The 21,981-nt window shown below is 45.1% G+C and carries 19 protein-coding genes and 1 other RNA gene; 3 read left to right on the top strand and 17 right to left on the bottom strand.

All coding sequences use genetic code 11. From position 1 onward, the window contains the following. The first annotated feature begins 437 nt into the window (after positions 1-437). Positions 438-1,577, top strand: coding sequence for an ISL3 family transposase (locus tag ACZ42E_RS01060; protein ID WP_464892616.1), 1,140 nt, complete (start codon positions 438-440; stop codon positions 1,575-1,577). A 169-nt stretch (positions 1,578-1,746) separates the two neighbouring features. On the opposite strand, the gene ssrA is transcribed toward ACZ42E_RS01060, so the two are convergent. The 13 genes from ssrA to ACZ42E_RS00995 form a co-directional block, all read right to left on the bottom strand. After that, positions 1,747-2,102: a transfer-messenger RNA gene (gene ssrA, locus ACZ42E_RS01055) on the bottom strand. A 78-nt stretch (positions 2,103-2,180) separates the two neighbouring features. Next, complete coding sequence (smpB, locus tag ACZ42E_RS01050; protein ID WP_464892615.1) at positions 2,181-2,651, bottom strand: SsrA-binding protein SmpB; 471 nt, start codon at positions 2,649-2,651, stop codon at positions 2,181-2,183. A 106-nt stretch (positions 2,652-2,757) separates the two neighbouring features. Then, entirely contained in the window at positions 2,758-4,875 is a 2,118-nt protein-coding gene (rnr, locus tag ACZ42E_RS01045; RefSeq protein WP_464892614.1) for a ribonuclease R, read from the bottom strand. Positions 4,876-4,943: 68 nt separating this feature from the next. Then, a complete protein-coding gene (locus tag ACZ42E_RS01040; protein ID WP_464893552.1) occupies positions 4,944-5,495 on the bottom strand; it encodes an HDIG domain-containing metalloprotein in 552 nt (183 codons plus the stop codon). After that, on the bottom strand, positions 5,452-6,273 hold the full coding sequence (locus tag ACZ42E_RS01035; RefSeq protein ID WP_464892613.1) for an alpha/beta hydrolase: 822 nt from the start codon (positions 6,271-6,273) through the stop codon (positions 5,452-5,454). Before ACZ42E_RS01035 ends, ACZ42E_RS01040 begins: the two co-directional genes overlap by 44 nt. Before the next feature lie 91 nt (positions 6,274-6,364). After that, on the bottom strand, positions 6,365-8,347 hold the full coding sequence (locus tag ACZ42E_RS01030) for a sodium-translocating pyrophosphatase (protein ID WP_464892612.1): 1,983 nt from the start codon (positions 8,345-8,347) through the stop codon (positions 6,365-6,367). Between the two features lie 37 nt (positions 8,348-8,384). Continuing rightward, on the bottom strand, positions 8,385-8,609 hold the full coding sequence (gene secG / locus ACZ42E_RS01025; RefSeq protein ID WP_464892611.1) for a preprotein translocase subunit SecG: 225 nt from the start codon (positions 8,607-8,609) through the stop codon (positions 8,385-8,387). A gap of 33 nt (positions 8,610-8,642) precedes the next feature. Then, positions 8,643-9,980, bottom strand: a complete 1,338-nt coding sequence (gene eno / locus ACZ42E_RS01020) for a phosphopyruvate hydratase (protein WP_464892610.1) — start codon at positions 9,978-9,980, stop codon at positions 8,643-8,645. A gap of 28 nt (positions 9,981-10,008) precedes the next feature. After that, positions 10,009-11,550 (bottom strand): 2,3-bisphosphoglycerate-independent phosphoglycerate mutase, encoded by a 1,542-nt coding sequence (gene gpmI, locus ACZ42E_RS01015; protein WP_464892609.1) that lies wholly within the window; start codon positions 11,548-11,550, stop codon positions 10,009-10,011. Beyond that, positions 11,543-12,307, bottom strand: coding sequence for a triose-phosphate isomerase (gene tpiA / locus ACZ42E_RS01010; protein ID WP_464892608.1), 765 nt, complete (start codon positions 12,305-12,307; stop codon positions 11,543-11,545). The genes gpmI and tpiA overlap by 8 nt, the downstream gene beginning before the upstream one ends. A 96-nt stretch (positions 12,308-12,403) precedes the next feature. After that, a complete protein-coding gene (locus ACZ42E_RS01005; protein WP_464892607.1) occupies positions 12,404-13,606 on the bottom strand; it encodes a phosphoglycerate kinase in 1,203 nt (400 codons plus the stop codon). Between the two features lie 35 nt (positions 13,607-13,641). Next, positions 13,642-14,646: a type I glyceraldehyde-3-phosphate dehydrogenase gene (gene gap / locus ACZ42E_RS01000; protein ID WP_464893551.1), complete on the bottom strand. Its 1,005-nt coding sequence runs from the start codon at positions 14,644-14,646 to the stop codon at positions 13,642-13,644. A 1-nt stretch (position 14,647) separates the two neighbouring features. Further along, the gene (locus ACZ42E_RS00995; RefSeq protein WP_464892606.1) at positions 14,648-15,685 is read right to left on the bottom strand and encodes a sugar-binding transcriptional regulator; all 1,038 of its coding nucleotides are present in this window, start codon (positions 15,683-15,685) and stop codon (positions 14,648-14,650) included. A 274-nt stretch (positions 15,686-15,959) separates the two neighbouring features. Here ACZ42E_RS00995 and ACZ42E_RS00990 point away from each other — a divergent pair, with 274 nt between their 5' ends. Then, positions 15,960-17,399: an IS1182 family transposase gene (locus ACZ42E_RS00990; protein ID WP_464892080.1), complete on the top strand. Its 1,440-nt coding sequence runs from the start codon at positions 15,960-15,962 to the stop codon at positions 17,397-17,399. Positions 17,400-17,624: 225 nt separating this feature from the next. Continuing rightward, the gene (locus ACZ42E_RS00985; RefSeq protein ID WP_464892605.1) at positions 17,625-18,989 is read left to right on the top strand and encodes a rhodanese-like domain-containing protein; all 1,365 of its coding nucleotides are present in this window, start codon (positions 17,625-17,627) and stop codon (positions 18,987-18,989) included. 83 nt (positions 18,990-19,072) lie between these two features. On the opposite strand, the gene ACZ42E_RS00980 is transcribed toward ACZ42E_RS00985, so the two are convergent. The 4 genes from ACZ42E_RS00980 to ACZ42E_RS00965 all read right to left on the bottom strand — a co-directional run bounded on the left by ACZ42E_RS00980 (position 19,073) and on the right by ACZ42E_RS00965 (position 21,960). Continuing rightward, a complete protein-coding gene (locus ACZ42E_RS00980) occupies positions 19,073-19,759 on the bottom strand; it encodes a TVP38/TMEM64 family protein (protein WP_464892604.1) in 687 nt (228 codons plus the stop codon). 20 nt (positions 19,760-19,779) lie between these two features. After that, positions 19,780-20,451 (bottom strand): VTT domain-containing protein, encoded by a 672-nt coding sequence (locus tag ACZ42E_RS00975; protein WP_464892603.1) that lies wholly within the window; start codon positions 20,449-20,451, stop codon positions 19,780-19,782. A 17-nt stretch (positions 20,452-20,468) separates the two neighbouring features. Beyond that, positions 20,469-21,437, bottom strand: a complete 969-nt coding sequence (locus ACZ42E_RS00970; protein ID WP_464892602.1) for a sulfurtransferase — start codon at positions 21,435-21,437, stop codon at positions 20,469-20,471. 97 nt (positions 21,438-21,534) lie between these two features. After that, positions 21,535-21,960 carry a hypothetical protein gene (locus tag ACZ42E_RS00965; RefSeq protein ID WP_464892601.1) on the bottom strand — a complete coding sequence of 142 codons (426 nt, stop codon included), beginning with the start codon at positions 21,958-21,960 and terminating at the stop codon, positions 21,535-21,537. Positions 21,961-21,981 lie beyond the last annotated feature (21 nt).

The following is a 21,981-nucleotide window of genomic DNA, read 5'->3' as shown; positions in this document are numbered from 1 at the left end:
CTTTTGAGTAAGTTGCAGTTATTATGAGCAAAATTCTTGTTATAATAAGGTTCTATCACAAAATGAAAATATAAATATAAAAATGCTATTTCCACAAAATTATTTCACCAAAAAATAGTAATTCCCTTCTAACAATAGGTAATTTTTATAAATTATATAAAAAATTACATATTCCTGCTATTTTATTGTAAAATCCATTCTTCGTTTACCAGCATGGCAAAGGTTACCTTCAACTCAATTGAAAGCAATTTGGGATTCCTTAGCAAAGTACGGGAAGTTAGGTATAAAATTATTCCATAAAAAACGGTTCTATAATAAATGTTGGGGTAGGAGGGAAATAAAAAGCATTGGGTCGAATACCTGTGTATAATCCCCAAAACACATAAAAGGAGGTATTCTTCCCAATACAATTTCAGTTTAACAAAAATTTGCTTTTTTTGAAAGATGTAAACATCGACAGTATAAGGCAGTATGATAACTATTATGAGATAAGTATTTCCAAGCCGGTAAGTTCTCATAAATGCCCGGTTTGCGGAACACAGACTATAAAAATTCATGATTACAGGTATCAACGTATAAAAGATATTCCTTTTTTAAACAAGCCCTTACATTTGTTATACCGCAAACGCCGCTACAGATGTACCGAATGTGGCAAAAGGTTTTATGAAACAGCTGATTTTATTGGCAAATATCAAAGAATGACCCATCGCCTTATTGAAGCTATTATTGAAAAATTAAGAACTAACTACAGCATGACTTCTATAGCTAAAGATTTCGGTATTTCTTCGAGTACGGTAGCCAGAATCTTTGATTATATTTCATATAGTATCAATGAACTTCCAGAAGTCATATCAATTGATGAATTCAAGGGTACTACTGATAAAGGAAAATATCACTGTATATTAGTTGATCCAGTTAACTCAGTTGTTTTAGATATTTTAGACCGGCGTAACTTTGACTTCCTGGTTAAATATTTCAAAAAATTTACCAGCCGGGAAAATGTTAAATATGTGGTTATTGATATGTGGAAACCTTATAAAGAAGCAGTAAAGAAGGTTTTTCCCCAGGCAACCATAGTTATCGACCGTTTTCACTATGTAAGAAACTGCATCTGGGCTATAGATAAATTTCGTAAATATACTCAAAAAGATCTGCCATATGAGAAAAGTAGATTTCTAAAAAAGAACAGGAAGCTTCTGCTCCGTAATCGGAGGAAGTTAAGTGATGACGATAAAATAAAACTAGCTAATTTACTCCGCTTAGATGAAAAACTGAGATTAGCCTATGTATTAAAAGAAAAGTTTATGGATTTCGTGAATGCTGCTAATTCTGGTGAAGCTGAAATAAAACTTAATGAATGGCTTGAGCTGGTAAAAAGATATAAAATCGAACAATTCTCCTATCTTGCTAATACTATTAGCAACTGGAAAGAAGAAATATTGAATTCATTTGATGTACCCTATACGAATGGATGTGTTGAAGGATTTAATAATAAAATTAAGGTTATTAAGCGCAATGGTTACGGCTATAGAAATTTCTCCAGATTTCGTAATCGTATACTGCATTGCTGTACATAAAAAGAAGGTAGCAGGTATTTGACCACTACCTGCTACCCCAAATATTGACAAAGAACCAAAATAAAATAAAAAACACCGTCCAGCGACGATGCTCTATCTTAAGCTCAGGATTAATACACCTCCCGATAATACCAGGATTTTGCGCTGTATTAATCCTTGCGTACTCATCTGGTGGAGGCGGCGGGAATCGAACCCGCGTCCGAAAGAAAGACCAGCAGAGTCTCTCCGAGCGCAGTCCGTGTTTTAGGCTTCGCCCTTAAAACGCCCACGGACAGGCTTTTTAAAGGCTATCCCCGATAGTTTTCCCTTTTAGCCCCTCAGGGCTGAAGGCTAAAGGGTACTCCCGCTTGGTGACGCCCTGCACTGGCCCGCGGGTGAAGCCAGCCGGACGGCTGCCTTAAATTAGGCAGCTAAAGCGTAATTTTCTTCTGCAGTTATTTTTAATTTCACCTTTTTAACGAGCTGGCGAACAACTCGGCTCGCTACTCTACCCATCTTTTCCCCCGTCGAAACCATTACGCCCCCTTGTATAACCAAATATCCTTTATATATTATAGCAGAAGAAGAGGATTTTTTCTTCTGCTACATATTGTAAGCTCTCCTTTAATAAACCTTTTTGTCTTTCATCGCTCTCTCAATAGCCCGTTTGGCATCGCGGGCAGCTATGTCCTCACGCTTGTCATACATCTTTTTACCTACCGCCACGGCCAGTTCAACTTTGGCCCAGCCGTTTTTAAAATATACCTTGAGCGGAACCAGGGTATAGCCTTTTTCTTTGGTAATCCCCACCAGCCTGTTTATTTCCCGCCTGTGCAAAAGAAGCTTTTTGGGCCTTAAAGGGTCATGGTTAAAACGGTTGCCTTTTTCATAAGGGCTTATGTGGAAATTATTAAGCCATACCTCCCCATTCTTTACGACGGCATAAGCGTCCTTTAAGTTCCCTTTCCCCAGGCGGAGGGATTTGACCTCTGTTCCTGCCAGCACCAGGCCGGCTTCCATAGTTTCCTTTATATGATAGTCATGCCTGGCCTTGCGGTTGTCTATCACCTGTTTTATTCCTTTTTCTTTAGCCATACTGCACCTCAAAAATAATCCCGGCCTTTATAAGCCAGGGAGTTTACATAGGTTCAAATTTTATTATAGGTCATTTTTTCTCTTCAGTCAAGAATATATGTTCGGTTTAATACTCGGTAAGTTCAAAATCAATCTTGGCATCATCCACATCTACCCTTACCAGCTGTACCCGCACCTCATCCCCCACCGAGAATTTGCGCCCCCGGTGCACGCCAATCAGGCTGTAAGAACGCTCATTAAACTCATAGTAGTCATCTTCAATGCTGGATATGTGAACCAGACCTTCCACCGTATTGTCAAGTTCCACAAAAAAGCCGAAAGGCTGGACAGAAGATATGCGCCCGACAAATTCCTTCCCTACAAACTGCTGCATATACTGGGCTTTTTTGATGCCCTCCAGCTCCCTTTCCGCTTCTTCGGCTTTTATCTCCTGCTGGGTAGACTGTTCACCGTAAAGCGGCATCTTTTTCTCCAGGGAAATCCGCTTTTTGCCTTTTAGGCCACCTTCCAGCAGCAAGGTCAGCACCCGGTGCACGATAAGGTCCGGATACCTTCTTATGGGGCTGGTAAAATGGCAGTAGTATTTGGATGCCAGCCCGAAATGGCCTAAAGGATCCGGCATATAGCGGGCATGTTTCATGGAGCGCAGGAGTATCATGGAAAGCAGCCCTTCTTCCGGCTTGCCTTTTATTTCTTCCAGTATCCGCTGATAAGTCCTGGGTTCTACTTTGGCATGAGGAGGTATTTTATAGCCAAAAACCCCCAGCACCAGGTTTACCTTGGATAAGGCTTCCTCATCCGGCTTTTCATGAACCCGGTACAGGATGGGAAGCTCCTGCCAGTACATATGTTCAGCCACCACTTCATTGGCCCTGATCATGAAATCTTCTATGAGCATTTCTGCCGGCCCGCGCTCCCGCTTCTTTATTTCTACCGGCCATCCTTTTTCATCCACTATTATCTTGGCTTCCGGGAAATTGAAATCTAGGGCGCCCCTTTTCATGCGCTCCTCGCGTATTATGTCGGATAATTCTTTCATAAGGAGAAAATCTTCTACCAGATAAGCGTATTTTTCTTTGGTAGCCTGGTCATCCTCTACCAGTATTTTATTTACATCCGTATAGGTCATGCGTTCATTCACATTGATAACTGATTTGCATATATCATAGGAAACCACGCGCCCTTTTTCGTCTATATCCATGATGCAGCTTATGGCCAGGCGGTCTTTGCCGGCATTAAGGCTGCATATATCATTGGAAAGCTCAGGAGGCAGCATGGGCAAAACCTTGTCTACCAGATAAACACTGGTGCCCCTGAGGAATGCTTCTTTGTCCAGCTTACTTCCTTCCTTCACATAATGGGAAACATCAGCAATATGCACCCCTAAGCGGTAGCCTTTTTCGGTTTTTTCGATAGACACTGCATCATCCAGGTCTTTGGCATCTTCGCCATCAATAGTTACCATCCGCACCCGGCGCAAATCTTTTCTCCTGGCTATTTCTTCCTTGGAAACCGGCTTGGCAACTTCTTTGGCCTCTTTTATCACTTCGGGAGGAAATTCCGCGCGCAGGTTGTGCTTCTTTATCACCACCTGCACATCAAGCCCTACTTCCCCCTTGCGGCCTAACACTTCAAGTATCTTGCCCTCCGGGTATTTGTCTTTATCCGGCCAGGCCGTTATTTTTACCAGCACCTTGTCCCCGTTGTTGGCTTTTATCTTGCGGGAAGGCTTCACATAAATGGGGTAAATCTGCCGGGGATCGTCAGGCACCACCTGCAGTGTATGCTTGCCTTTTTTGACTGTTCCCACCAGTTCCTTATTGGCACGGCTTATAGCCCTTACCACTTCCCCTTCCGGCCTCTGGCCCCCTATCCGCTCCAGGCTGTGCACCCTTACCATTACCTTGTCATTGTGCATGGCTCCATTCAGGTTGCGGCCGTAGACAAATATTTCCCCTATCTCCGGATTGTCAGGCACCAAAATCCCGTAGCCCCACTGGCTGAGCCGGATAGTCCCCTTTACCAGATTCATCATCTCCGGGAGCCCGTATTTGTTTTTGCGCGTCTTTACAATTTCCCCCTCTTTTTCCAGACGCCCCAAAAGTTTGGCAAATTTGGCTATTTCCTCGTCTTCTATCTCGAAAACATCCAGAAGTTCTTCATAAGTAAGCGGACGGTAGCTCGCCTGCCGCATATAAGCAAGCACTTCTTCTCTAGTAACCATAAAATCCTCCTTAAATTGCCCCCATGAGCTTTTTAGTATATTAATTCCCCTTTAAAGGGTAGTTTAGTCTATAAACCAAGGTCATCTGCAATTTTCTGCATGCTTTTTAAGGCAATTTCCAAAAATTCATCCAGGGTAAGCCCCAGTTCACTGCAGCTGGCCATCTGTTCGCGGCTGGCCCCTTTGGCAAAAGCCTTCTCCTTAAACCTCTTTTTGAGTGAATTGACATCTACCGCTGCCAGTTTTTTCTCGGGCCTTATAAGGGCAGCAGCCGTTATGAACCCGCTTACCGGGTCAGCTGCCCATAAAGCCTTGTCCATAAGGCTTTTTCTTTCCAGGTCGTGATATTCATTGTGGGCTTCTACCGCATACACTACATCATCCGGCAATCCATGGTCCCTTAATATCTGGGCCCCCAGCAGGGAATGCAGTTTGGGGTCATTAGCAGTGCTGTCATAGTCGATATCGTGCAAAAGCCCTGCCAGACCAAATTTTTCCACATCTTCGCCCAGCCTTTCTGCCAGCCCTCTCATGACTGCCTCTACAGCCAGGGAATGTTTGATAAGGTTTTCATTTTTAAGGTATCCTTTCAAGAGTTCCAGTGCCTCGTTTCTGGTCATCATTCATCTCCTCCTTTTCTGCTCCTTTTGTCCTCTCTATAAACCTGATTATTTCCGCAGCTACTGTTTCTGGTTCTTCCATGGTGGCTATATGGCCGGAACGGCAAAGTTTCACTCCCGTTACCTCTGCTTTTTGCGCGTTTTGGACGATAAAGTCAAGGCTCTTCATGTCTACTGCCTCATCATAAACTGACTGCATGGCCAGGATAGGTATTTCTATGAAAGGCAGCTCTTTCATGACCATATTCCGCAGCTCCTGCATGCTGCGGAAAGCCTTGACCGGATTGCAGTCATAGGCAAACCTTCCCCTTCTCTCAAGTTCCTGCATCGTTTTGTCCTGCTTTTTTGGGAAATAAGGTTTTACAACCTGTATGAGGGGAGCTAAAAAAGTCAAAACCGGATAGCGGTTGTACAGGGGAGCGTTGATAGTTATCGCTCCGCGCAAACCCGGAAGCGAAAAAGCAGTATGTAGTGACAAGAGCCCTCCCATAGAAAGCCCGGCTATATAGACATTTTTATAATGGGAGAGCAAATAGGAAGCTTCCTTAAAAGCCGCATCATACCAGTCCCGCCAGGTAGTCCGGTTTAAAAAACGGGGGTGAGAGCCGTGCCCGGGAAGTAAAATACCGCTTATTGTAAAGCCTTTTTGCTTATGCAAAAAATGGGCTGCTGGCAGAACTTCGGACGGGGATGCAGTAAAACCGTGCAGGAAAAGCAGAGCGGTTTCTTTTTCCCCATCCAGGAAAAAAGGTTCTGCTTCCGGATAGACATATATCATAATTAACCTCCACCCTCAATAAAAACCGCCATATGCTAAAAAGCAGGCAGAAAAACTCTACCTGCTTTTGGCATGCTCTCTTTTCCGCTTTTTATAAAAGCGGAGCAATCAAAACCAGAGAAACGATAGCCATGAGTTTTAAAAGGATGTTAAGGGATGGTCCTGCAGTATCCTTGCAGGGATCGCCTACGGTATCCCCTACTACGCCGGCAGCATGGGCCTCACTGCCTTTACCACCGAAATTGCCGGATTCGATATACTTCTTGGCATTGTCCCAGGCACCGCCAGCATTAGCCAGAAGGATAGCCAGGCAAACCCCGGATACGATGGAACCTGCCAGCATACCAGCCAGGGCCTCTCCTCCCAACACAAAACCAACTATGATAGGAGCAACCACAGCCAGAACGCCGGGGAAAATCATTTCTTTTATAGCTGCTGCGGTGCTTATGTCAACACAGCGGGCATAGTCAGCCCTGCCGGTTCCTTCCATAAGCCCAGCAATTTCCCTGAACTGCCTCCTCACTTCTTCTACCATCTGGGAAGCTGCCCTTCCCACTGCTCCCATAGCCAGGGCACAGAAGAAGAAGGGAAGCATAGCCCCGATAAGGAGGCCGATAACTACATACGGGTCAAGCAGATTTATATTTTCAATGCCTGCTACATTGGCAAAAGAAACGAGCAGGGCCAAAGCGGTCAAAGCCGCAGAACCTATGGCAAAGCCTTTTCCGATAGCTGCCGTGGTGTTGCCCACGGAATCCAGCCGGTCAGTAGTCTGCCTTACATGCTCGGGCAGCTGTGCCATCTGGGCAATACCGCCGGCATTGTCAGCAATAGGCCCATAAGCGTCAACCGCCACCACCATGCCGGTAGTAGCCAGCATTCCTACTGCCGCCAGCGCTATGCCATATATGCCGCCGGTAAAGTATCCAAGGAAAATGGCAGCTACGATAATTAAAATCGGGATCATGGTAGAGCGCATCCCTACTCCCAGTCCGGAAATAATAGTGGTAGCCGGGCCGGTAGTACAGGCCTGCGCAATCTCCCTTACCGGCTTGTACTCATCAGAAGTATAGTATTCGGTTACAAAACCGATTATGGTACCTGCCACCAATCCGCCTACCAGAGCCCAGAATATACTGAACATGTCAGCAGGCAGGATATACCTTACCGCAAAGAAAGCGCCGATTACCAGAAGCACTGCTGAGCTTATCGTTCCAGCGTTCAAGGCTTTGAGCGGGCTGGAATTTTCATCAGTGCGCACAAACAAGGTTCCTATAATAGAAGCTACCACGCCGATAAAGGCAATAACCAGAGGCAGAATGACCGGCCCTAATCCTAAAGCCGGAGCCTTGGCTACCATAACTGCTCCCAGGGTCATGGCAGCTATGATAGAACCTACATAAGACTCAAAGAGGTCAGCTCCCATTCCTGCTACGTCCCCTACATTGTCTCCTACATTGTCGGCAATAACCGCCGGGTTGCGGGGGTCATCCTCAGGAATACCGGCTTCCACCTTGCCCACCAGGTCAGCTCCTACATCAGCTGCCTTGGTGTAGATGCCGCCGCCTACGCGCCCAAACAGAGCGATTGAGCTGCCGCCAAGGGCAAAGCCGTTTACTATGGTAGGGTCTTTAAAAATAAGATAGAGTATCCCCAAACCTAAAAGCCCCAAACCGGAAACTGACATGCCCATTACCGCGCCTCCGGAGAAAGCGACGCCCAGAGCTGCATTCTGCGAAGTACGGGCGGCACTGGCAGTGCGCACATTGGCTCTGGTAGCTATGGACATGCCTATGTAGCCGGCCGAAGCAGAACAAACAGCCCCTATAAGGAAACAAACCGCGGTCTGCCAGTCAATAGCCAGAAGGAGCACTACAAAAATTATCGCTACAAATATGGCTAAAGCCTTGTACTGACGGGAAAGGAAAGCCATAGCCCCTTCATGGATGTAATCGGAGATTTCTACCATTCTTTCCGTTCCCGGATCTGCTTTTTTGATTTTAGAAGCCAGATAAACGGCAAACAGAAGAGCCAGAGCCCCTCCCAGAGGAGCAAACAAAGAAAGGTTTTCCATACTGGCAACAACTCCTTGTTAAATTTTTGCTGCTGACCTAAATCAGGGCTAAAGCAAGCGTAGTTATTACAAAAACCGCAGCTACCCATCCAGTAATCTTTTCTAAAAATTCATTTACCGTTTTGGCCTTGCTGCCGAACAAAGCCTCACTTCCTCCAGCTATGCTGCCAGACAGGCCTGCGCTCTTGCCCGGCTGCAGGAGGACTACTGCTATAAGGGCCAAGGCAGAAATTATCTGCAGGATAAGAACCAGTATCTTCATGTGTTCACCTCCATCACCTTTTACAAAGCCAAGCTATATTCTAGCACAAGTATACAAAATCCAACAAGACTTACCTTGCAAAGCTTTTTTGAAAAGATTGTAAAAAGCTTTCATTCCCGGATATCTGGCTACCAGATCCAGATCTTCCTCAATCCGTAAAAGCTGATTATACTTGGCTACCCGGTCAGTACGAGCCGGAGCCCCGGTTTTTATCTGTCCAGCATTAACAGCTACCGCTATGTCTGCAATCGTGGAATCTTCAGTTTCTCCGGAACGGTGAGAAATTATGCAGGTATAGCCTGCTCTTTTGGCCATTTCTATCGTCTCCAGAGTTTCCGTCAGGGTACCAATCTGGTTAACCTTTATAAGGATGCTGTTGCATATGCCCTCTCTGATGCCGCGGGACAGCCTTTCCGTATTGGTTACAAACAGGTCATCCCCTACCAGCTGGACTTTGCTCCCCAATCTTTCCGTAAGTTCCTTCCAGCCAGCCCAGTCATCCTCAGAGAGCCCGTCTTCTATGGAAATAATGGGGAATTTTTCTACCAGTTTAGCATAAAAATCAACCATTTCTGAAGAAGTAAGCACCTGGTCCGTGCTCTTTAAAACATATTTGCCATCCTGATAAAGCTCACTGGCTGCCACATCGATAGCCAGGTAAACATCTTCCCCCGGCTTGTATCCTGCCGCTTTAATGGCTTCCACAATCACTTCCAGGGCTGCTTCATTGGAAGGAAGGTCCGGGGCAAAGCCTCCTTCGTCACCGATAGAGGTAGCCAGATTTTTGCTGCTCAATACCTTCTTTAAGGCATGATACACTTCCACACCCATGCGCAGGGCTTCCGCAAAAGTTTCCGCTCCTACCGGTACAATCATAAATTCCTGTATATCTACATTATTATCCGCATGTTTTCCGCCGTTAAGTATGTTCATCATGGGAACCGGAAGCTCCCTGGCATTAACCCCGCCTATATACTGATAAAGCGGAAGCCCCAGGTAATTGGCAGCTGCTCTGCTTACTGCCAGTGATACTCCTAATATAGCGTTAGCTCCCAGGTGCGATTTGTTGGGAGTGCCGTCCAGTTCCAGCAAAAGGGAGTCAATCTCCGCCTGTCTGGTGGCATCCATGCCGATAATTTCCGGAGCAATAATATTATTTACATTATCTACGGCATTAAGCACCCCTTTGCCATTATACCTGCTCTTGTCGCCATCCCTGAGCTCTACCGCCTCATAAGCTCCTGTAGAAGCGCCGGAAGGGACAATAGCCCGTCCCATAGTGCCATCTTCCAGGATCACTTCCACTTCCACCGTAGGATTTCCCCGGGAATCCAGAACTTCACGCGCATAAACATCAGCAATTATGCTCATATATTAAATCCCCTTTCCTGTTGGTTTTTTATTTCCGCAAAAGAGGCTTGCCCGTCATCTCCTCCGGTATATCTATTCCCATCAAATACAGCAAAGTAGGTGCTATATCCCGCAAAGCCCCTTCCTCTTGCAAATTATAACCTATATAATCATCATCTACCAGTATAAAAGGAACTTTTTCACAGGTATGGGCTGTAAACGGCTGCCCGGTTTCCGGACAAACCATCAACTCACAGTTGCCGTGGTCAGCAGTGATTATAAGGCTGCCTCCTTTTTCCCTAACCTTTTTAACCACCTTGCCCAGACAGTCATCAACCGCCTCCACTGCCTTCACAGCCGCCTCCAAAACCCCGGTGTGCCCTACCATATCCGGGTTGGCATAATTAAGGATAATAACATCATATATATCTTTATCTATCTCCTCTATTACCCGTTCGGTAACTTCATAAGCGCTCATTTCCGGCTTCAGGTTATAGGTTTCTACCCTGGGAGAAGGAATAAGTATGCGGTCTTCTCCCGGATTAGGCTCTTCCACCCCTCCGTTAAAGAAGAAAGTTACATGGGCATATTTTTCGGTTTCCGCAATCCTTAGCTGCCTTAAACCTTTTTTCGATAAAACTTCCCCCAAAGTATTGCTCAAATCCTGCGGAGGGAAAGCTACTGGAGCTTCTATGGTTATGTCATACTGGGTCATGCAGACAAAATAAACCTCGGGGTGCTTTTTTCTCTTAAACCCATTAAAGTCCTTATCCACAAAAGCCCGGGTAATCTGCCGCGCCCGGTCAGCTCTGAAATTGAAGAATATTATACTGTCACCATCCTGAACAGTTCCTGCAGGCTGGCCTTTTTCATCAGTTATCACTGTCGGTTCCACAAATTCATCAGTAACCCTTTTTTCATAACTTGCCTGCAGGGCAGCATAAGGATTGGGAGCTTGCAAGCCTTCTCCCAGCACCATGGCATCATAGGCTTTTTCTACCCTTTCCCATCGCTTGTCCCGATCCATACCATAAAACCGGCCGCCGATAGTGGCAATTCGGCCTATCCCCATGGCCTGCATCTTTTTTACCAGTTTGTCTATGTACTCTTCGGCTGTCTGCGGGCCTACATCCCGCCCGTCCAGGAAGGCATGTACATATACCCGGTCTATGTCCTGCATTTTAGCAAAACGCAGGAGGGCAAAAAGATGTTCAATATGGCTGTGTACCCCGCCGTCAGATAAAAGCCCCATCAAATGCAGAGCCCCATTATGCGCCCTGGCATATTCAGCCGCCTTTAAAAACTGCGGGTTAGTAAAAAATGATTCATCCTCAATCGCTTTCGTTATGCGGGTTATTTCCTGATAAACTATCCTTCCAGCTCCCATGTTTAAATGCCCAACTTCCGAATTTCCCATCTGGCCATCCGGCAATCCCACATCAAGCCCCGAACACCTGAGCAGGGTATGCGGATACTTCTCCCACAAGGATTCGAAATTGCGGGGATCAGCCAGATAAACCGCATTGGCTTCTTTTTCTTCACGATGTCCCCATCCATCCAGAATAACCAGCATCATAGGCTTTTTACGCATAAACACTCAACCTCACTATTTCTGCAAAAGAATAAGGGTCAAGGCTTGCTCCCCCTACCAGGGCGCCGTCGATATTCTCTTCCTTAATAAAACCTGCTATATTTTCAGGTTTTACACTTCCTCCATATAGTATGCGCACATGGGAGGAGACTTCCTCATCCCACATATGGGCAAGCAACCCCCGGATAAAAGAGGCCATCTCTTCAGCATCTTCCTTATCCGCATTAACTCCTGTGCCGATGGCCCATACCGGTTCATAGGCTATAACCAGGCTGCAGGTCTTTTCTACCCCTTTTAAAGCCTCCCTGAGCTGCCTTTCCACCACTTCCCTGGCCCGGTCTTCCCTTCTTTCTGCCAGGGTTTCCCCTACACAGAGAACCGGCAGCAGATTATGCTCAAGAGCTGCCTTTACCTTGCGGTTTATCATCTCATCAGTTTCCCCCAGAATGCTTCTTCTTTCCGAATGCCCGATTATAACCAGTTCACATCCGGCATCAACAAGCATAGAAGGGGATACCTCTCCCGTATAAGCCCCTTTTTCCTCCCAGAACATATTCTGGGCTCCCAGCTTTACCCCCGAAGAGGCAAGAAGCTTTTTAAGCAGAAAAAGGCTGGTAAAAGGCGGGCATATGCCTATATCCGCTTTAAAGTCCTTTACCCGCGGCAGAAAATCATTTATAAAATCTTCTGCTTCCCTTAAAGTTTTATGCATTTTCCAGTTGGCAATCAAAAAAGGCTTTCTTATTTTAACCACCACGCTTTCATAAGCTTTAGACTCTGCTCATAAAATGGAGTATATAAAAAATATTTACTTAAGAAAAGATATCTTTTCTTAAGTAAATATTTGCTCAGACTAAACAGTATATACTTCGGAAATGTCTTCTCTTTCACATACAGCTACCCCCGGAAGCTCCAGCCCCTCCAGAAACTCCAGAGTTGCCCCTCCTCCGGTAGATATATGGGTAATGGCATCTGCCAGGCCCAGCTTCTGTACTGCAGCGGCTGAATCTCCTCCGCCAATTACGCTTACTGCATCTGATTCGGCTACTGCCTTGGCCACTCCATAAGTACCGCTGGCAAACTGTTCATATTCATAAACCCCTAAAGGTCCATTCCATACGATAGTATGGGCCCTTTTTATCGCTTCGGCAAACCTTTTCACCGTTTGCGGCCCTATATCAAGAATCATCATATCATCCGGAATATTATCCACATCCACTACCTTGCATTCAGCATCGGCAGATAACCTGGAAGCTACCACTGCATCTACCGGCAGCAGGAATTCCACCCCTCTTTTTTCCGCTTCTTTGAGTATTCTTCTGGCTTCCTCCAGGAGTTCATCTTCACATAAGGATTTGCCGATATTCTTGCCCTGGGCCTTAAGGAAAGTGTTGGCCATGCCTCCTCCAATAAGTATTATATCCACTTTTTCCATAAGATTATTTATAAGCCCTAATTTATCTGCCACCTTGGCCCCGCCCAGTATTGCCATGCGCGGGCTTTGCGGGGAATCGAGAACCGCCCTTAGCATATTTACTTCCTTCTCCATAAGCAGCCCGGCATAGGCAGGTATAAAACGAGCCACCCCTTCTGTAGAAGCATGGGCTCTATGAGCAGTACCAAAAGCATCATTTATATATATATCGCCTAAAGCTGCCAGTTTCCTGGCAAATTCCGGGTCATTTTTCTCTTCCTCAGCATGAAAACGCACATTCTCCAGAACCAGAATTTCGCCCGGCACCAGGTCAGCTGCCAGAGCCTCCACTTCTTCTCCCACACAGTCCGGAGCCATCTTAACCGGAGCCAGAACCAGCTGGCTCAAACGCTGAGCCACTTTCTTGAGGCTGTACTTTTCGTCCCTTTTCCCTTTCGGCCTTCCCAGATGGCTCATCAGGATAAGGGCTGCCCCTTCCCCCAGTATATATTCAATCGTGGGCAGAGCTGCCCTTATTTTGGTATCATCGATAATCTCATTATCTTCATTCATCGGCACATTGAAATCTACCCGCATCAAAACCTTTTTGCCCCTGATATCAGCTTCCCGCAAAACCCGCATAAGCGCACCTCCATTTTTAATGCCAGCCTTTAAAATTAGAGTCCTTTAGAAGCCATATAGAGAACTACATCCACTACCCGGGCAGAATAGCCCCATTCATTGTCATACCAGGCAATAATCTTGGCCATATTATCCCCCATGGTCATGGTAAGCAGCCCATCAACTACTGCAGAATGGTTTTCTCCCCGGTAGTCGCTGGAAACCAGCGGTTCTTCCGTATATTTCAGAATGCCTTTAAGGTAAGTTTCGCTTGCTTCCTTAAAAGCCTGGTTTAGTTCCTCTCTGGTCGCCGGCTTAGCAAGTTCCACCGTCAAATCAACCATAGATACTGTCGGGGTAGGCACCCTTACCGCCATACCGTCCAGTTTGCCCTTAAGCTCAGGTATTATCAGCCCTACAGCAGTAGCTGCCCCGGTGGTGGTAGGAATCATAGAAAGAGCAGCCGCCCTTGCTCTCCTCAAGTCATCATGTTCCAGATCCAGCACCCGCTGGTCATTGGTATAAGAATGGATAGTATTCATGAGTCCTTTTTTAATGCCAAACTTGTCGAGCAGAACCTTGGCTACCGGTGCCAGACAGTTGGTAGTACAGGAAGCATTGGAAACCACCTGGTATTCCGGCCTGTACTCTTCGTGATTTACCCCCATAACTATAGTCAGGTCAACATCTTTTCCCGGAGCGGTAATAACAACCTTTTTGGCCCCTGCTTCCAGATGTTTGGCCGCCTTATCCCGCTTCCGGAAAACCCCGGTGCTCTCCACCACCACCTCTACTCCCAGTTCTTTCCAGGGAAGCCTGGCCGGGTCTTTTTCATTGAGATACCTTATCTTTTTTCCATCAATTACCAGATAATCGTCTTCGACCTTTACTTCCCCCTGGTAAGCTCCATAAAGCGAGTCATACTTGAACAGATGGGCAGCTGCCTTTATATCGCCCAGATCATTTACCGCTACCAGTTCAATATCTTTATTTTGCAGAGCAATCCTTCCTACCAGGCGTCCAATCCGCCCAAAGCCGTTAATCGCCACTTTAACCGCCACTTTAAACATCCCTTCCCTTCATCATGCTCACAATTTTCTCTGCAGCACCTTCATCAGTTATCAAAACCCGGGGGCCGCCATGTCTTAGAACCGCAGCAATCGCTTCCGCCTTATTCTGTCCCCCGGCTACCGCTATAACCTTCTTGATGTGAAAAAGGTCACTCAATTCCAGGCCTATACCTGGCACGGCATAAACAATATTCCCATCCCCATCCAGGTAATAGCGCAGAGCTTCCCCTACCGCTCTTTTTTCCTCCAGATGGCTTATCTCTTCCATCGTAAGCCCGCGGCGGGCAGCCATCTCCATAGCTGAACCTATGCCGTGTATCAGGATGTCACATGCCTTTATCCTGGCTACCACATCTTTTATATGCACATCTTCCTTAAGGATTTCGGCCGTATTCTCTTCCAGGTTATCCGGTATATGGAGCAGACGATACTGGGCACCTATCGCTTTGGCTATCTTGGCAGCAATAGTACCAGCCTGCAGTTCCATCTCTTCTCCCAGACCCCCCCGGGCTGGAACTACCAGGACATCAGGATACAGGATATCAGACCCTGCAGCTTCTGACATCTCAGCCAGCGTAGTCCCTCCAGTAACAGCCAGCACTGCCCCCGGGTAAAGCGCCTTTTGCAGATAACGGGCAGCTACCCTCCCCAGATCCTTCTTGGTTACATAATCCCTGAAAGAATCACCGGGGACAATAACCACCTCTTCCAGATTAAAAAGGCTTTTAATCTGTTTGGAAAGATACTGGGTATTAAATAAAAACGGCATCACCTCATCTATTTCCCGCAAAAGCTCTTCTCCATACGCGGTAAGAACAATTCCTGCCGGCAGGATACTTACCGCCCCGCGGGCCCGCAGGATGTCAATCTCCCGGCGTACAACCCTTTCTGTATAGCCCAGATCGCGGGCCAGCTGCCTTCTCCCTACCGGTGCCTTATGCTTTATATGCCTTACAATCTGGTATCTTATCTCCAGCATCTCCTTGGCTTCCGGCACCAGTCGTTCCAGAATAGTAAAAATCCTTTCCATCCAGAACTACCTCATCTATATTTTATTCCTGCCAGGACAAAAATGTCCCGCAGGGTTAAATCTATCCCGCCAACTTCAAAAACAAACAGCTATTGCTTAATTATTATATCATATTTGTCACAAAATGATACACAAAAAAGCAGGTGAAACAGGGGACGGTTCTCTGTTTCACTAAAGTGAAACAGAGAACCGTCAGACTGTGTGAAAAAACTTTCATCAGAAAGAGGGATTAATGCAAGAAAAGTCGAATACAGGGTGATAGAGAGGTGAGAAAATGGGATACATAGAAGGAGAAAATCGGGAACTTATCACCCTGTTTCCTGAAGCAATAGATGATTATATTACACCTGACAATCCAGTAAGAGTGATAGAAGCATTTGTAGAATCTTTAGATATGGAAGCGCTTGGTTTCAAAAGAGCGATACCCAACCAAAAAGGCAGACCATCATATGATCCCAGAGACTTATTAAAATTATACTTATACGGATACCTGAATAAAATCAGATCCTCCAGAAGACTAGAAGATGAAGCAAAAAGAAACCTTGAAGTAATTTGGCTATTACGCAAACTAAAGCCAGATTTCAAGACCATAGCTGATTTTAGGAAAGACAATCCGGAAGCAATAAAAGCCTTATTCAAGCAGTTCACACTATTATGTAAAGAGTGGGACTTGTTTGGGAAAGAGGTACTGGCTGTTGACGGTTCCAAATTTAGGGCCAGCAATTCCAAGCACAACAACTTTAACCAGAAGAAAATACAAAGGCATTTAAAATATATTGATGAAAAAATAGAAAACTATTTAAAAGAATTAGACAGTAGTGATCATGAAGAAGCTAATATCCATATTCCAAGCGCAGAAGAAATTCAGAAGCGAATAGAGGAGTTAAAAGCGAGGAAAGAAAAATATACGGCTTTGCAAGAGCAGATGAGAGAAACAGGAGCGACAGAGATATCAACTGTTGATCCAGATGCGCGTTTAATGGCAGTTAACAATAACGGTTTGGAAGTAAGTTATAATGTACAAATAGCAGTAGACCATAAACATAAGCTGGTAGTAGATAGTGAAGTAATAAATAATCCTTCAGATCAAGGGCAACTGAGCAACATGGCCAAAAAAGCCAAAGAAATACTTGAAGTGGAATCGATAAAAGTTTTAGCGGATAAAGGCTATTATTCTACCAGCGATTTAATTGAATGTGAAAAAAATCAGATAGAAGCATATGTAGCAAAGCAGAGATTTACTGGCAATATAGCTGACCCGGAATTTCAACCTGACAAATTTATATATGATAAAGAGAAAGACATCTACATCTGTCCAGCAGGGGAGACATTATATCCAAGCAAAATACGGCAAGAAAAAGGAGTAAAATACCAGGTATATAAAAATAGCCGTGCATGCAAACAATGCAGCTTAAGGGATAAATGTACCCAATCTAAAAATGGCAGGACTGTTAGTCGCAACTTAGCACAGTCATTGTTAGAAGTAGTAGATAAAAGGACCAAAGAAAACAATCAACTGTATATACAGAGGAAAATGATAGTAGAGCACCCATTCGGCACAATAAAGCGGATATGGGGATATGGTTATTTTCTGACAAGGGGATTAGTTTCTGTAAATGCAGAGAATAAACTGCATTTACTGGCCTATAACTTAAAAAGAGTAATAAATATCCTGGGAGTTAGGGAAATAATTGAGAGGCTGGCTCTGGTATAGCAGAAGCCAGCCTATTTTTTATATCTTTTTCAATAATAAAAATAATGCTTTTAAAATAAACAGCCAAGTTATTAAAAGAGCAGATTCTCACACAGTCTGCCGGTTCTCTGTTTCACCTGCTTTTCTCCAAAAATAAATTATTATATTGATTACATTCAGTTATTTGAGGCAAAATATAAATGTAAGTTTTTTCTGCCCATCTAATTTAATAAGGAGGAGGAATTTATGTTGGCGTTTAAAAAGAAGAAATTTTTAAGCCTGTTTACCCTGGCTATCTTTGTGCTTACCCTTGCTGCCGGCTGCGGGAAAAAAGCACCCACTACACCTTCTCAAGCCGCACAGGCCAAAACCATCAGCAGCGAGGAGCTCAAATCCAATCTGGACAACCCCGACTATGTAATCGTTGACTTAAGGCCTGATGAGGCCTACAACGGCTGGCAGACAGAAGGAATAAGCCGGGGAGGGCACATCAAAAATGCCGTGCAGTTTACATCATCCTGGCTCAAGGAAGTCCAGGGCAAAGACCTACCCCGGCTTTTAGAGGAAAAAGGCCTTAAAAAAGACAAAAAAATTGTTCTTTACCACAGTAAAAAAGAAGAGATAGACAAAATGGCAGAAAAACTTACCGCTCTTGGTTATAAAGAGGTTTATAAATTTGAAGAGCTGAAAAAATGGGCAGACAATGACATGCCCATGGAATCGCTTCCCAATTATCAAATACTTGTCTATCCGGAATGGGTAAACAAGCTCATTAAAGGGGAAAAACCTGCTACCTATCAGGGGAAAAACTTTGTGATTTTGCACGCCTCCTGGGGAGAAGTGTCGGAAGAATACAACAAAGGACACATACCTGGTTCCTTCCATTTTAATACCGATAACATAGAAACTGATCCCGACTGGAATTTGGGTCCACCCGAGAAAGTAAAAAAATCTCTGGAGAAATTCGGTATAAGCCCCGATACTACCGTGGTAGTCTATTCTGAAGATGTATCGGCAGCTTCCCGGGTAGTATTTGCCCTGCTCTGGGCTGGGGTTAAGGATGTAAGGCTGTTAAACGGCGGCATGAAAGCCTGGCAGGATGCCGGTTTTAAAGCAGAAACCAAAGAAAACAAACCTACCCCGATTGCCGATTTTGGTATCAAAATACCGGCACGGCCTGAACTATCGCTTCCTTATCCGGAAGATGTACTGGCCAAACAAAAAGACCCCAACTTCCGGCTGGTCAGCATAAGGAGCTGGGATGAATTTATAGGCAAAACCAGCGGCTACGACTATATAGAAAAAGCCGGAGAACCTAAAGGCGCTGTCTGGGGACATGCGGGCAGCGATGCTTCCCATATGGAAGAATACCTTGATCCTGATGGCACCCTGCGCAATCCTTACGAAATCGAAAAACTCTGGGCCGAATGGGATATCAAGCGGGATAATGAGGTCAGCTTTTACTGCGGAACTGGCTGGCGGGCAACCGTAGCCTGGATAGTAGCCCACATGCTGGGCTGGGAAAAGATAACCCTTTATGACGGCGGCTGGCTCCTGTGGTCTAAAGATCCCAAAAATCCTGTACAAATCGGGGATCCCAGGAAAAAATAGCCTACTAAAAATAAAAGGGGCTCGGCATAAAAGCAGAGCCCCTTTTCCCATTTTATGGTGAAACAAAGAACCGTCCCCGCGTTTCACGCTTTTTTATCCTGCCACACCTGTTTTAGCATAAAAATGAACGCACTCAAGGCAAAAAGGGTTAAAAGGCCAAAGACAAAAGTTCTGGCACTACCCACCAGCATGTCCCCCACATAGGAGTATATGAGGGTGGCCGGGAGCTGTCCCAGGCCGGTTGCCCACATAAAAGGCCAGAATCCCATTCCGGTAAGCCCGGCAGCATAGCTCACAATATCGAAAGAGACAAAAGGCAAAAGCCTGGCAATAAGAACCGCCCACCTGCCGTAGCGTTCAAAAAATATGTCTACCTCAGCCAAAGCCTTATTGGTGGTAAACTTTTCTACCACTTCCCGCCCGTACCAGCGAGCAATGCCAAAACATAGAGCTGCTCCTGCCATGGCACTGGACCAGGAAAGCACCGCCCCTTTAACCCATCCAAAAAGCCCGGCATTGGCAAAGGTAATAAGGAAAGCCGGCAGGGGAGCGGCCACCGACTGCAGAACCATGAGCATAAAAGATATTGCCGGCGCCCATATGCCGAAGGAAAGGATATATTCTTTAACCCCTTCCAGGTCTACTTTGGAAAGAACAGCTACGGCATGGTTGACAGCTTCCCTTACCGGAGCCAAGAAAAGATAAATCAAGACCAGTATAAATACAACGCCTACTTTTAGCCCTAACTGGCCAAACTTTTTATTCTGCATACGTGTTCCTGCCTTTCCCATTATAAAGACACATATTCTCTTTCCTGGCTTTTTTCTTCAATTCTGCCCGCTTTTACAAAACCACCAGCTATAAAAGCCCCGGCTGTTATCCACAAAATAACCCTGCACAGCAGGGGAATATTTTCTCCATAACAGAAAATAATCAACAATAGAGGCCATTCCGAAAGCAGCAGGGCTTTTATATAATCCTTCCAGTCTATGCCAGTCACTCCAGCAAGCAAATACATTATATCCCCGGGCCAAAAACCAAAAAATCTGGTGGCTACAAAAAGATATATCATAATTAAACTTATTTTTTTATTTTGCACCCAGGCTTTAAAAAGAGGGCTTAAATAAGCCCTCCCTATCATAAAGGCCAGTAAACCTGCAGTTATCGTTCCTGCCCAGGCATAGCCAATGCCATTCCACCCAAAAACATCCCTCGCCGCCAGAAGCGGCATTATTTTAGGCAGAGGAGGGTACAGGGCCTGTAAAAACATGCTAAGCGCCACCAGGATACCGGCATTATCCCCCCAGCCAGTAAAATACATGCGCAAGCCTTTCACGTCATTATAGGCCAGCATACTGCAGGCCCGGTTTACCTGCACGGTAATTTCAGGATATTTCCAGTAACTAAAAGCGAGCAGGGCCAAAAGTGCAGTCACTACCAAAAACAGCCTGTTCTGTTTCATTAATTATATAACCCCTTTTATTTTTCTACCGGATTGGAATCGTCTCCACACCATTCACTGAAAGAGGCATTATAGTTTTTCGCCTTTTCATATCCGCACATGCGCAGAATTTCTGTAAGGTAACCGGAGCGAATGCCTACTGTACAATATACAACAATATCATCTTCCGGTTTTAATCCCAGGTCAGCAAACATTTTCTTTAATTCCGGTATGCTCTTTACATAACCGTCATCTGTATAGGTATCGCGGTAATGCAAAAGGATAGCCCCCGGAATATGCCCGTATTTCTTTTCTCCATGATTGGTCTCCCCGTTGTATTCTTCTGGCGAACGAGCATCTATCAATTTAATCTTGCCCAGGTTCTGTTTTACATAATCAGTAGTGGCAAGCAGCGAATAATCCGGATTATCTATCTTAAATTCCACCGGCTTAATCTCCGGAACTTCTTTGGTTATTTCGCCCCCGCTGTTCTTCCAGGCTGGGAATCCCCCATAAAGCATGCGGGAGTTGTCAATCCTGGCTATCCGCAGCATCCAGAGTACTCTACCCTCTTCTCCCAAACCGGCAGGGTCATTATATACTACCACCATTTTGCTGCCGTTGATGCCAAATTCTCCTAATTTCTTGGCCAGTTCTTCCGGGGGAAGCACTACCCCCCATCCCGGTTCGCCCTGCTTGGGCTGCATATTGGACAGGGACTGCCAGGTTACATTAACAGCGCCCGGAATATGCCCGCTTTTATATTCTTTTTCCGGCCTGGCATCGACAACAACTACCTTATCCAGATTTTCCTTCAACCAGGGTACATCGACATAATAATCAGCCATGTCAGAAGTGATAGTTTTTGCACTACCTTCAGCCTGCTGGCTTTCAGAAGATGAAGGCGTTTTACTCCCTCCACAGCCAACGGCAGCCACCACCAGCACCATCAACAATAAAACAGCTAACCACCTTGAAGAAAACCTCTTACCAAACTTCCCCAACACTTAAAACCTCCTCCTTAAAAGTGTTTTCTCAAACATCATAAATTATAATTAACTTTACTTAATAAGTCTAATTAATAATATTTATAGTTTGTCATTTTTATTCTCCATTCATCCTGGCACACACAAAAATAATTCTTATTGTTTGAACAACAATATTTGCCGCGAAAGATATAAATAAGTAATATAATGCTTTAAATTCATTTATATTATTAAGACTAAAATAAACTGCGCCTATCATAAAAAAGATTAGCAAGATAAAATTCAGGCTTATTCCCCACGTTTTTCTCTTCTTTCGAAAAAAACACCAGCAGGAAACCAAAAAAATAGCTCCCAAAATAACCTGATATATCAGCATCATCTCAGAAGTAAAATATCTGTCCAGCTGGGCGTTTTTATAGACCAGATAACGGTGCATACCCATACGGCGGCTGGAGAAATACTGCATTAAAAAAGCCCCGGTTATTAATAAAATTTGCCCTGCATAAATGAGCATATTTATTCCCTTTTTTAAATTTCTAACCATGCCACACCACCCATAAAAATT

Source organism: Thermosyntropha tengcongensis, from assembly GCF_055381335.1.
Note: the sequence above shows the minus strand (reverse complement) of the source record. Positions and strands in the feature narration are given on the sequence as shown.